This window comes from Pseudomonas hygromyciniae, assembly GCF_016925675.1.
Lineage (GTDB): Bacteria > Pseudomonadota > Gammaproteobacteria > Pseudomonadales > Pseudomonadaceae > Aquipseudomonas > Aquipseudomonas hygromyciniae.
The window spans coordinates 1717183-1729764 of sequence record NZ_CP070506.1; the positions used below are offsets into that span (position 1 = coordinate 1717183).

General features: G+C 63.1%; 12 protein-coding genes. All 12 read left to right on the forward strand.

Annotated elements, in window-relative coordinates; genetic code table 11:
* Positions 1-26: 26 nt before the first annotated feature.
* The 12 genes from JTY93_RS07550 to JTY93_RS07605 all read left to right on the forward strand — a co-directional run bounded on the left by JTY93_RS07550 (position 27) and on the right by JTY93_RS07605 (position 12507).
* Entirely contained in the window at positions 27-1238 is a 1212-nt protein-coding gene (locus JTY93_RS07550; RefSeq protein WP_178120272.1) for a sensor histidine kinase, read from the forward strand.
* A gap of 6 nt (positions 1239-1244) precedes the next feature.
* On the forward strand, positions 1245-2624 hold the full coding sequence (locus tag JTY93_RS07555) for a sigma-54-dependent transcriptional regulator (RefSeq protein ID WP_205476934.1): 1380 nt from the start codon (positions 1245-1247) through the stop codon (positions 2622-2624).
* A 131-nt stretch (positions 2625-2755) separates the two neighbouring features.
* A complete protein-coding gene (gene fliE, locus JTY93_RS07560; RefSeq protein WP_169994425.1) occupies positions 2756-3085 on the forward strand; it encodes a flagellar hook-basal body complex protein FliE in 330 nt (109 codons plus the stop codon).
* Positions 3086-3101: 16 nt separating this feature from the next.
* Positions 3102-4877 (forward strand): flagellar basal-body MS-ring/collar protein FliF, encoded by a 1776-nt coding sequence (gene fliF, locus JTY93_RS07565; RefSeq protein ID WP_169994423.1) that lies wholly within the window; start codon positions 3102-3104, stop codon positions 4875-4877.
* Positions 4870-5889, forward strand: a complete 1020-nt coding sequence (gene fliG, locus JTY93_RS07570) for a flagellar motor switch protein FliG (protein WP_029292514.1) — start codon at positions 4870-4872, stop codon at positions 5887-5889. The genes fliF and fliG overlap by 8 nt, the downstream gene beginning before the upstream one ends.
* A gap of 10 nt (positions 5890-5899) precedes the next feature.
* A complete protein-coding gene (fliH, locus tag JTY93_RS07575) occupies positions 5900-6664 on the forward strand; it encodes a flagellar assembly protein FliH (protein ID WP_029292516.1) in 765 nt (254 codons plus the stop codon).
* Positions 6654-8012, forward strand: a complete 1359-nt coding sequence (gene fliI, locus JTY93_RS07580; RefSeq protein ID WP_205476935.1) for a flagellar protein export ATPase FliI — start codon at positions 6654-6656, stop codon at positions 8010-8012. The genes fliH and fliI overlap by 11 nt, the downstream gene beginning before the upstream one ends.
* A gap of 6 nt (positions 8013-8018) precedes the next feature.
* A complete protein-coding gene (fliJ, locus tag JTY93_RS07585) occupies positions 8019-8468 on the forward strand; it encodes a flagellar export protein FliJ (protein ID WP_205476936.1) in 450 nt (149 codons plus the stop codon).
* A gap of 252 nt (positions 8469-8720) precedes the next feature.
* Positions 8721-9026: an STAS domain-containing protein gene (locus JTY93_RS07590; protein WP_205476937.1), complete on the forward strand. Its 306-nt coding sequence runs from the start codon at positions 8721-8723 to the stop codon at positions 9024-9026.
* 8 nt (positions 9027-9034) lie between these two features.
* On the forward strand, positions 9035-10735 hold the full coding sequence (locus JTY93_RS07595; RefSeq protein ID WP_205476938.1) for an ATP-binding SpoIIE family protein phosphatase: 1701 nt from the start codon (positions 9035-9037) through the stop codon (positions 10733-10735).
* 30 nt (positions 10736-10765) lie between these two features.
* The gene (locus tag JTY93_RS07600; protein ID WP_205476939.1) at positions 10766-11116 is read left to right on the forward strand and encodes an Hpt domain-containing protein; all 351 of its coding nucleotides are present in this window, start codon (positions 10766-10768) and stop codon (positions 11114-11116) included.
* Positions 11117-11184: 68 nt separating this feature from the next.
* Positions 11185-12507 carry a flagellar hook-length control protein FliK gene (locus JTY93_RS07605; RefSeq protein ID WP_205476940.1) on the forward strand — a complete coding sequence of 441 codons (1323 nt, stop codon included), beginning with the start codon at positions 11185-11187 and terminating at the stop codon, positions 12505-12507.
* Positions 12508-12582 lie beyond the last annotated feature (75 nt).

Below are 12582 nucleotides of genomic sequence, written 5' to 3' on the forward strand. Positions count from 1 at the left end.
GACGGTCAGCCAAGCGAGAGAGCACGATGCCCCACGCCGCCCACCTTTCTTCAGTCCCTGACACCCAGGGACTTGTCCCGTCCGTAGAGCAGATCAGCCGGCAAGGGCTTGAGCAGGCGTTTTCGCTGTTCAGCCAGATGTCCAGCCAGTTGACTGACTCCTACAGCCTGCTGGAAGCCCGGGTTTCGGAGCTCAAAGGCGAGCTGGCCGTGGTCAGTGCCCAGCGCATGCAAGAGCTGGCCGAGAAAGAACGCCTGGCCAATCGTCTGCAAAATCTCCTCGACCTGTTGCCCGGTGGCGTGATCGTCATCGATGACCAGGGCCGTGTGCGCGAAGCCAACCCCGCGGCCTGCGATCTGCTGGGCCTGCCGCTGGAAGGCGAGCTGTGGCGCCATGTCATCACGCGCTGCTTTGCCCCCCGCGAAGACGACGGCCACGAAATTTCCCTCAAGGACGGGCGCCGCTTGTCCATCGCCACCCGTTCCCTGGACGCCGAGCCCGGCCAATTGGTGCTGCTCAACGACCTGACAGAAACCCGTCACCTGCAAGACCAATTGGCGCGCCACGAGCGCTTGTCGTCCCTGGGGCGGATGGTCGCTTCTTTGGCGCATCAGATCCGCACGCCGTTGTCTGCCGCGTTGATCTACGCCAGTCATTTGACTGATGAGCAATTGCCAGCCGCCACCCACCAGCGTTTTGCCGGGCGGCTCAAGGAGCGCCTGCATGAGCTGGAGCACCAGGTGCGCGACATGCTGGTATTTGCCCGGGGCGAGTTGCCGCTGACCGACCGGGTCACGCCTGCCGCCTTGATGCAGTCGCTGCAAGCCGCCGCCGCGACCCATGTGCAGGAAGCCTCGGTGCGCTGGCAGTGCGACAGCCATTGGGGCGAGTTGCTGTGCAATCGCGACACCCTAGTGGGCGCGCTGCTCAACCTGATCGAAAACGCCAGCCAGGCCAGCGGCCCGGGGGCGCGGCTCAAAGTGCACTTGTACAGCCGCGAGCAAACCCTGCGCCTGTGCATCAGCGACAGCGGCAGCGGGATTGATCCAGCCGTGTTACAGCGCCTGGGCGAACCCTTCTTTACCACCAAGACCAACGGTACCGGCCTGGGGCTGACCGTGGTCAAGGCAGTGGCCCGTGCCCATCAGGGAGAATTGCAGTTGCGCTCCCGTGTGGGGCGCGGCACCTGTGCATTGATAACGCTGCCGCTGTTTTCCGGCGCGGCAAGCGCGGAGTAAGGATAAATGGCTATCAAGGTTTTACTGGTTGAAGACGATCGCGCCCTGCGTGAAGCACTGGCTGACACGCTGTTGTTGGCGGGCCATGACTATCGGGCGGTCGGTTCGGCCGAGGAAGCCTTGGAGGCGGTGGAGCAAGAGTCTTTCAGCCTGGTGGTCAGTGACGTCAACATGCCTGGCATGGACGGCCACCAGTTGCTCGGCCTGCTGCGCGCACGTCAGCCGCAACTGCCGGTGCTGTTGATGACCGCCCACGGCGCGGTAGAGCGGGCAGTGGATGCCATGCGCCAGGGCGCAGCAGATTACCTGGTCAAGCCATTCGAGCCCAAGGCCTTGATCGAGCTGGTGGCGCGCCATGCTCTCGGCGTTGTGGGGGCGGCAGACAGTGAGGGGCCGATTGCCTGCGAACCGGCCAGTGCGCAACTGCTGGAGCTGGCGGCCAAGGTCGCCCGTAGCGATTCCACCGTGCTGATCTCCGGCGAGTCCGGTACCGGCAAGGAAGTGTTGGCGCGCTATATCCATCAGCAATCCCATCGGGCCAGCCAGCCGTTTATCGCGATCAACTGCGCGGCGATCCCCGACAACATGCTCGAAGCCACCCTGTTCGGCCATGAGAAAGGCTCCTTTACCGGCGCCATCGCCGCCCAGGCCGGCAAGTTTGAGCAGGCCGATGGCGGCACCATCCTGCTCGATGAAATCTCCGAAATGCCCCTCGGCCTGCAAGCCAAGCTGCTGCGCGTGCTGCAAGAGCGCGAAGTGGAGCGGGTCGGCGCACGCAAGCCGATCCAGTTGGATATCCGCGTGGTCGCCACCACCAACCGTGACCTCGCCGGCGAAGTGGCGGCGGGGCGCTTTCGTGAAGACTTGTTCTACCGTCTCTCGGTCTTCCCGCTGGCCTGGCGCCCGCTGCGTGAGCGCCCGGCCGATATCGTGCCGCTGGCCGAGCGCCTGTTGAACAAACACGTCAATAAAATGAAGCATGCCCAGGCGCGCCTGTCGGCCGAGGCCCAGGCTTGCCTGATCAGTTACCCATGGCCCGGTAACGTGCGCGAGCTGGACAACGCGATCCAGCGCGCACTGATTTTGCAGCAGGGCGGCCTGATCCAGCCCCAGGACTTCTGCCTGGCGGTCGGTGCCGCTGCGGCGCCGATGCCGAGCCTGGCCCCGGCGCCTTTGCAAAGCGCGCCGGCCGAGGCCGCTGGTGGCCTGGGCGACGACCTGCGCCGCCGCGAATTCCAGATGATTATCGACACCCTGCGTGCTGAACGTGGCCGTCGCAAAGAGGCTGCCGAGCGCCTGGGCATCAGCCCGCGCACTTTGCGCTACAAGCTGGCGCAAATGCGCGATGCGGGGATGGACGTGGAAGCGTTCCTTTTCGCTAGCTGAGATACACATCAGCTGACAAGGTTTGTCGGCTTTTCTTACGAGTTGCCATGGAGCTGGCACCCTTGTTGCTACCACCCCTACTAACCGCTGCGTAGTGTCAAAAAATTGCGGGTCGTCGGAGAGAGAAGTTCATGAGCCAAGGTGTTGAGTTCAATCGGTTGATGTTGGATATGCGATCCATGCAAATGGACGCCATGTCCCAGCCGAAATCCGTCGCGCAAGTGCCGGAATTGGGCCAAAGCAGCTTTGCCGACATGCTCGGTCAAGCCATCAACAAAGTCAGCGATACCCAGCAAGCGTCCAGCCAACTGTCGACCGCTTTCGAAATCGGCAAGAGTGGCGTCGACCTCACCGACGTGATGATCGCTTCGCAAAAAGCCAGTGTTTCCTTCCAAGCCTTGACCCAAGTACGCAACAAGCTGGTTCAGGCTTATCAAGACATCATGCAGATGCCGGTTTAAGGACGAGATTTAAGTCATGGCAGAAGCAGTCGTGGATAACGTACCCGCCAAGACAGACGGCAAGCCGCCGCTGTTTGGCCTGTCGTTCCTGGAAAACCTCTCCGAAATGACCATGTTGCGTCAGGTGGGCCTGATGGTCGGCCTGGCTGCCAGCGTGGCGATTGGTTTTGCCGTGGTGTTGTGGTCCCAGCAACCCGATTACCGGCCACTCTATGGCAGCCTGGCGGGGATGGATGCCAAGCAGGTCATGGAAACCCTGGCCGCCGCCGATATCGCCTATACCGTGGAGCCCAACTCCGGCGCCTTGCTGGTCAAGGCCGATGACGTCGCCCGTGCCCGCTTGAAGCTGGCCGCCGCCGGCGTGGCACCGACCGATGGCAACATCGGTTTTGAGATTCTCGATAAAGACCAGGGCCTGGGTACCAGCCAGTTCATGGAAGCCACCCGTTACCGTCGTGGCCTGGAAGGCGAACTGGCGCGCACCATCTCTAGCCTGAACAACGTCAAGGGTGCCCGTGTGCACCTGGCGATTCCGAAAAGCTCGGTATTTGTGCGCGACGAGCGCAAGCCCAGCGCTTCGGTATTGGTCGAGCTGTTTGCCGGTCGCTCCCTGGAGCCGGGCCAGGTCCTGGCCATCGTCAATTTGGTGGCGACCAGCGTGCCCGAGTTGAGCAAGTCACAGATCACCGTGGTCGATCAGAAGGGCAACCTGCTCTCCGACCAGGCGGAAAACTCCGCGTTGACCATGGCCGGCAAGCAGTTCGACTACAGCCGCCGCATGGAAAGCATGCTCACCCAGCGTGTACACAACATCCTGCAACCGGTACTGGGCAACGACCGCTACAAGGCTGAAGTGTCCGCCGACGTGGACTTCAGCGCCGTCGAGTCGACTTCCGAGCAGTTCAACCCCGACCAGCCAGCCCTGCGCAGCGAGCAATCGACCAGCGAACAGCGCACGGCCGCCAATGGTCCTCCGCAAGGCGTACCCGGCGCCCTGAGCAATCAGCCGCCCGCGCCGGCCAGTGCCCCGCAAACCACCGGTGGCGCCGCCGCGACCGCCAGCGCGATCCAGCCCGGCCAGCCGCTGTTGGACGCCAATGGTCAGCAAATCATGGACCCGGCCACCGGCCAGCCGATGCTCGCGCCTTACCCGGCTGACAAGCGTCAGCAGTCCACCAAAAACTTCGAACTGGACCGCTCCATCAGCCACACCAAGCAACAGCAAGGGCGCTTGAACCGCCTGTCGGTGTCGGTGGTGGTGGATGACCAGGTCAAGATCAACGCCGCCAACGGCGAAACCACCCGCGCCCCGTGGACCGCCGATGAATTGGCGCGCTTCACTCGCCTGGTGCAGGACGCCGTGGGCTTCGATGCCAGCCGTGGCGACAGCGTCAGCGTGATCAACATGCCGTTCTCCCTGGAGCGCGGCGAGGTGATTGCCGATATTCCGTTCTACTCTCAACCCTGGTTCTGGGACATCGTCAAACAAGTGCTGGGGGTGTTGTTCATCCTGGTGCTGGTGTTCGGCGTGCTGCGCCCTGTGCTCAACAACATCACCGGCCACGGCAAGAAGCAGTTGGCGCCGTTCGGCGATGTCGAGTTGGGTGGCATGGGCGGCCTGGATGGCGAACTGGCCAACGACCGCGTCAGCCTTGGCGGGCCGCAGAGCATTCTGCTGCCAAGCCCGAGCGAAGGGTATGACGCGCAGTTGAATGCAATCAAAAGTCTGGTGGCAGAAGACCCGGGTCGTGTGGCCCAGGTCGTGAAAGAGTGGATCAACGCAGATGAGTGATAATCGAGCCTCTGTTGCCAAGCTGACCCGGGTCGACAAAGCCGCCGTGCTGTTGCTGTCCCTGGGTGAGACCGATGCGGCCCAAGTACTGCGCCATATGGGCCCCAAGGAAGTGCAGCGGGTCGGCGTCGCCATGGCGCAGATGCGCAATGTGCACCGCGAGCAAGTCGAGCAGGTGATGAGCGAGTTCGTCGAGATCGTCGGCGACCAGACCAGCCTGGGCGTTGGCTCCGACAGCTATATCCGCAAGATGCTCACCTCGGCCCTGGGCGAAGACAAGGCCAACGGCCTGATCGACCGCATCCTGCTGGGCGGCAACACCAGTGGCCTCGACAGCCTCAAGTGGATGGAACCGCGGGCGGTGGCGGACGTGATTCGTTACGAGCACCCGCAGATCCAGGCGATTGTCGTGGCTTACCTGGACCCGGACCAGGCCGGCGAAGTGCTCGGCCATTTCGACCACAAGGTGCGCCTGGACATCATCCTGCGCGTCTCGTCGTTGAACACCGTGCAGCCGGCGGCCTTGAAAGAATTGAACACGATCCTGGAGAAGCAGTTCTCCGGCAACTCCAACGCGGCACGCACCACCCTGGGTGGTATCAAGCGCGCGGCCGACATCATGAACTTCCTCGACAGCTCGGTGGAAGGCCAGTTGATGGACTCGATCCGCGAGATCGACGACACCCTGTCGGTGCAGATCGAAGACCTGATGTTCGTGTTCAACAACCTCTCCGATGTCGACGACCGTGGCATCCAGGCGTTGCTGCGCGAAGTGTCCTCCGATGTGCTGGTGCTGGCCCTCAAGGGCTCGGACGAGGGCGTCAAGGAAAAGATCTTCAAGAACATGTCCAAGCGTGCCTCGGAACTGTTGCGCGACGACCTCGAAGCCAAGGGCCCGGTGCGCGTCAGCGACGTGGAAACCGCGCAGAAAGAAATCCTCACCATTGCCCGCCGTATGGCCGAAGCCGGAGAAATCGTTCTCGGCGGGAAGGGCGGCGAAGAAATGATCTAAGGCGCAGCGCATGTCGAACAATGATGAGACGCCCAGCGACTTGATTCGCGCCCGGGACGTCGGCGGGTTCGACGTCTGGTCGCTGCCCAGCTTCGACCCGCATAAGCCCGAACCCGAGCCCGAGCCGGTCGAAGAGACCCCGGTGGAAATGGAAGAAGTGCCCCTGGACGAAGTCCAGCCGCTGACCCTCGAAGAGCTCGAAAGCATCCGCCAGGAGGCTTACAACGAAGGCTTCGCCACGGGTGAGAAAGAGGGGTTCCACAGCACCACCCTCAAGGTTCGCCAGGAAGCTGACGCGGCCCTCGCTGTGAAACTGGCCAGCCTCGAACGGCTGATGGGCAACCTGTTCGCGCCGATTGCCGAGCAGGACTCGCAGCTGGAAAAGGCCATGGTCGGGCTGGTGGAGCACATCACCCGCCAGGTTATCCAGCGTGAACTGGCGCTGGACTCCAGCCAGATTGAAAGCGTGATGCGCGAAGCCCTCAAGCTGTTGCCCCTGGGCGTCGGCAACGTGCGGCTGTACATCAACCCGCAGGATTTCGAGCAGGTCAAAGCCCTGCGCGAGCGCCATGAGGAAACCTGGCGGATTGTCGAGGATGCCGCGTTGCAGCCCGGTGGTTGCCGGGTCGAGACCGAGCACAGCCGGATCGATGCCACGGTCGAGACGCGTATCACGCAGATCATGGCCAAGCTGTTCGACCAGTTGCACGAACAAGCGCTGCACCCGGCGGCACCGGACCTGAGCACGGACCTGGACGCGCCTGATGCGCCTTGATCGCACCAGCTTTGCCAAGCGCCTGGGCGGTTATATCGAAGCCACCGAGTTGCCCGGCCAGCCGATCCTTGAAGGCCGCCTGCTGCGCATGGTCGGCCTGACCCTCGAAGCCGAAGGTCTGCGTGCCGCCATGGGCAGCCGCTGCCTGGTGATCAACGATGACAGTTACCACCAGGTGCAGGTGGAAGCGGAAGTCATGGGCTTTTCCGGCAGCAAGATTTTCCTGATGCCGGTCGGCAGCCTCGCCGGTATTGCGCCAGGCGCACGCGTGGTGCCGTTGGCCGATACCGGGCGCCTGCCGATGGGCATGAGTATGCTCGGCCGCGTGCTCGACGGCGCCGGTCGTGCGCTGGACGGCAAGGGCGGGATGAAGGCCGAAGACTGGGTGCCGATGGACGGCCCGACCATCAACCCGCTCAAGCGCAACCCCATCAGCCAGCCGCTGGACGTGGGTATTCGTTGCATCAACGGTTTATTGACGGTCGGTCGCGGCCAGCGCCTGGGCCTGTTTGCCGGTACCGGCGTGGGTAAGAGTGTGCTGCTGGGCATGATGACGCGCTTTACCGAGGCCGACATTATCGTGGTCGGCCTGATCGGTGAGCGGGGTCGTGAGGTGAAGGAGTTCATCGAGCATATCCTCGGTGAAGAGGGCCTCAAGCGCTCGGTGGTGGTGGCTTCCCCGGCGGACGATGCGCCGCTGATGCGTCTGCGCGCAGCTATGTATTGCACACGGATCGCCGAATATTTTCGCGACAAGGGCAAGAATGTCCTGTTGCTGATGGACTCCCTCACACGTTTCGCCCAGGCCCAGCGGGAAATCGCCCTGGCCATTGGCGAGCCGCCCGCCACCAAAGGCTATCCGCCGTCGGTGTTTGCCAAGCTGCCCAAGCTGGTGGAGCGGGCGGGGAATGCCGAGGCCGGTGGGGGGTCCATCACTGCGTTCTACACCGTATTGTCCGAAGGCGATGACCAGCAGGACCCGATTGCCGACTCGGCGCGGGGCGTGCTCGATGGGCACATCGTGCTGTCGCGGCGCCTGGCCGAGGAGGGGCATTACCCGGCCATTGATATCGAAGCGTCCATCAGCCGGGTGATGCCGTCGGTGGTCAGCGCCGAGCATATGACCCGCGCCCAGCAGTTCAAGCAGCTGTGGTCACGTTATCAACAAAGTCGCGACCTGATCAGCGTCGGCGCCTATGTGGCCGGTGGCGACCGCGAGACCGACCTGGCGATCGCCCTGCAACCGCAACTGGTGACCTACCTGCGCCAGGGCCTGAACGACAACATCAGCATGGCTGAAAGCGAAGCGCACCTGGCGTCGGTGTTCGCGCCTGCGCCTGGCGGCTAACCTCCCATGGCCTCCAGTCGCGCCGCGCGCCTTGCTCCCGTGGTGGAAATGGCCGAAAGCGCCGAGCGCACCGCCGCCCAGCGCTTGGGGCATTTCCAGGGTCAGGTGCGCCTGGCCGAGAGCAAGCTGGGCGACTTGGAGCGCTTTCGCGGCGAATACCAACAGCAGTGGATCGATCGCGGCAGCAAGGGCGTTTCCGGGCAGTGGCTGATGAACTACCAGCACTTTCTCAACCAACTGGAAAGCGCCGTCGGCCAGCAGCGTCAGAGCCTGGTCTGGCACCAGAACAACCTCGACAAGGCCCGCGAAGGCTGGCAACAGGCCTACGCCCGGGTCGAAGGCCTGCGCAAGCTGGTACAGCGCTACATCGACGAAGCCCGCGCCCTGGAAGACAAACGCGAGCAGAAGCTGCTCGACGAACTGTCCCAGCGCCTGCCGCGGCAGGATCAATACTAGCCGCACGCTTGTTGTGGCGAGGGGGCTTGTCCCCCCGCTGGGCTGCGTAGCAGCCCCAAGACCTGCCGCCCCGGTCTATCTGAAAAACTCAGCGGTCTTATTGGGGCTGCTACGCAGCCCAGCGGGGGACAAGCCCCCTCGCCACGACAGCGCCTTGCCCACAACAAACACCACATTTGCTGCTGCTTGTTGCCCACTCTGCGATCACCTGCTACACCTTGTTGCACATACCCACGACAAGGAACCAGTCGTATGTCAGTCGCCTCAGAAGTATCCCTGGATGGGAAGAAGTTGACGATTGCCGTCAAAGGCCGATTCGATTTCGGCAGCCACCAAGCCTTTCGTGATTCCTACGAGCGGTTCTACAAGGTCCCCGAGACCTACGTAGTGGACTTGAAAGACGCCACCTATCTCGACAGTTCTGCCCTGGGCATGCTCCTGTTGCTGCGTGATCATGCTGGCGGCGATGACGCTGAGGTGCAGGTGATCAATAGCAGCCCCGATGTGCGCAAGATCCTCGCCATCTCCAACTTCGAAAAGCTGTTCGATATCACTTGAGCACTCAAGTGTCTGAAACCCTGACCGTGCTGATCGCCGAAGACAGCGCCACCGATCTGCTATTGCTCTCGACCATCGTGCGCCGCCAGGGCCATCAAGTGCTGACTGCCAGCAACGGCGCCGAAGCGGTGCAGGTGTTTGCCCGCGACCGCCCGCAGTTGGTGTTGATGGATGCCCTGATGCCAGTGATGGACGGCTTCGAGGCGGCCCGGCAGATCAAGCAGCTGGCTGGCGAGGCGCTGGTGCCGATCATCTTCCTCACCTCCCTGCGTGAGAGTGAAGCCCTGGCGCGTTGCCTGGATGCCGGCGGCGACGACTTTCTGGCCAAGCCCTACAACCAGGTCATCCTGGCGGCGAAGATCAACGCCATGGACCGCCTGCGCCGGTTGCAGGCCACGGTGTTGCAGCAGCGCGACCAGATCGCCCGTCACCATGACTACCTGCTGCATGAGCAGCGGGTGGCCAAGGCGGTGTTCGACAAGGTCGCCCATTCCGGCTGCATCAATGCCGCGCCGAACATTCGTTATCTGCAATCCCCCTATGCGCTGTTCAACGGCGACCTGCTGCTGGCAGCCTATACCCCATCGGGCGATATGCATGTGTTGCTGGGCGATTTCACCGGTCATGGCCTGCCGGCTGCCGTCGGCGCGATGCCTTTGGCCGAAGTGTTCTATGGCATGACCGCCAAGGGCTACGGCCTGGCGCAGACCCTGCGGGAGATGAACGCCAAGCTCAAGCGCATCCTGCCAGTGGATATGTTCTGTTGTGCCACGCTGCTGTGCCTCAGCGTCCAGCGGCGGGTGGTAGAGGTATGGAATGGCGGCATGCCCGATGGCTATGTGCATGAAGTGGCCACGGGAAAGCGCACGCCATTGGTGTCACGGCATTTGCCGTTAGGCGTGTTGGCGCCCGAGGTGTTTGACGATTGCACTGAGGTCTGGCCCATGGCCTTGGGGGATCGGGTGTTCCTGCTGTCCGACGGGGTAATTGATACGGCGGATGCCAACGAGCAATTGTTTGGGGTCGAGCGCTTGCTCCAGGTGTTCGCCGCCAACCGCGAGCCTGAGCATCTGTTCGAGGAGATCGAACTGGCCCTTGCCAGGTTTCGTGGACAGGTGCGCGATGATGTCAGCCTGGTGGAAATCAGCCTGTTGCCCGAGCAGGCGCTGCAGTCGTCGACCGTGCAGTACACCGACAGCGGTCAGTCGTGCCCGCTGGACTGGTCGGTGAGTTTTGAGTTTCGCGCCGAAACCCTCAAGCGTTACAACCCGTTGCCGTACCTGTTGCAGTTGCTCCTGGAAATCCACGGGCTGCGGGGCCAGAGTGGCGCGCTGTACAGTGTGATGGCTGAATTGTATTCCAATGCCCTGGAGCATGGCGTGCTGGGCCTGGATTCCCAGCTCAAGCGCGATGTGCAGGGGTTTTCCCGCTACTATGGCCTGCGCAACGAGCGGCTCGACCAGCTAGACAGTGGCTATGTGCGCGTGCATGTGGACGTTGTGCCGACCGAGGTGGGCGGTTGTTTGAGCCTTCGAATTGAAGACAGTGGACCGGGTTTTGATGTGGAAGCGGTGCTGGCTCGGCCGCTGGATATCGACCGTCTGTCTGGGCGTGGGTTGAACCTGGTTCGGCAACTGAGCAGCAATGTACGCTGGACCGATGGCGGGCGCAGTGTGTGCGTGGAGTTTTGCTGGGCGGCTCTGGCATAATCCGCCGATTCTTGATCAAGGAGCGAACAAGTGACGCAGATACATATGGACCCTGAAGTGTTGGTGGGTTTGCAGGACGTGATGGAGGGTGAATACCCCCATTTGCTCGACACCTTTCTCGATGACTCGCAAAAGCGCGTCGAAGCACTGCGCGAGGCGCGCGGTGACGCCAAGGCGCTGGGGCGGATTGCCCATAGCTTCAAAGGCAGTAGCGGCCACCTCGGTGCGGTGCGCCTGGCGGAGCTGTGCCAGCGCCTGGAGATTGAGTCGACCAGCGCGCAGGTCGCCGATCTGGCCGATTTGGTGGATCAGATCGACCACGAGTTTGCCTTGGTCAAGCCGTTGTACGAGTCGGAGTGCCAACGGTTCTGGGTTGGTTGAAAAGCTGGCCCGACTTTTGCTCTCTATCTTCTGCCTGCGCCCTCGACCCTGCGCAGCGGAGACCAATTATGCCTCTAGCCCCCAACTCGCTCCTGCAGGCCGCCCCCACGGTCAAGCCGCAGGCTTCCCCCGCCAATGCGCAGGCAACGGCCGCGGACACGCGGGCTAGAGCGCCAGGCTTTGCACAGGTGTTCGCCAAGGAGTCCAAGGCGGCACCCGCCAAGGCTGTGGATATGGCGCCCAAGCCAAGCCGCGACAAGCCGGCCGAGACCAATGCAAAGAAGGATGTCGGCAACGACAAGCCTGCCGCTGGCACTCCAGCAGTTGCCGATAGCGGCAAGACTTTGCCTGCCACGCCGCCTGCCAAGGCGGACGCGGCAGCCAGCAGCGATGACGATAAAAGTGCCGACAAGGATCTGGCGCAAGCCCAGCCACCGGCAGTCGATCCGGTGCTCGATCCAGCCGTGATCGCGGCGGCGGCGCCCGCTCCGGTGGCGGTCCAGGCCGGCGTGGTGGATGACGTCAGCACGCCGCTGCTGGTGACCACGCCGCCGGTGACTGAAGAGGTCGCTCCGGCCTTCGACCCCGAAGCCGATCCATTGGACTCGTTGCCCGCCGTGCGCCTGGCGATGGAGCAGGGCGGCCATGTGTCTGCCAGCAGCCAGGCGGCGCAAAAGAACCTGCCGACCCAGGCTGAACCCACCGCCGCGCAGAACTTCACCAACGGCCTGGCGGCCATGGTTGACCAGCAGGCGGCCAAGGACAGCACTGACCAGGGTGGCGAAAAGGCCTTCAGCGGCCTGCTCGAAGATGGCCTCAAGGATTTGAAGGGGGCGAGCAGCGACACCCGCGTGGATGACTTCGCCAATCGCCTGGCCGCCTTGACCCAGGCCGCCACGCCCAAGACGGCCAACGCCTTGCCGCTGAATAACCAGCCGCTGGCCATGCACCAGGGGGGCTGGACCGAGGAAGTGGTGAACCGGGTCATGTACCTGTCCAGCGCCAACCTCAAGTCTGCCGATATCCAGTTGCAGCCGGCCGAACTGGGGCGCCTGGATATCCGCGTGAACATCACCGCCGACCAGCAGGCCCAGGTGAACTTCATGAGTGGCCATGCCGCCGTGCGCGAGGCCCTGGAAAGCCAATCCGGGCGCCTGCGGGAGATGTTCGCCCAGCAGGGCATGGGCCAGGTCGACGTGAACGTGTCCGACCAGTCCCGTGGCTGGCAAGGCCAGGGCCAGGACCAACAGCAGAGCCAGGCCCGTGGTGTCAGTGGCAGCAGTGGGCACAGCGATGGGCATGACACGGGCCTTGCCGGCGAAGCCGCCGAAGTGGCGGCGCCGATAGCCCAATCCGTCATCGGCTCCAGCGCCGTGGACTACTACGCCTGAAACCTGACCTCTGTGGGAGCTGGCTTGCCTGCGATAGCGGTGGGTCAGCAATATAGCTCGTGCCTGACACACCGC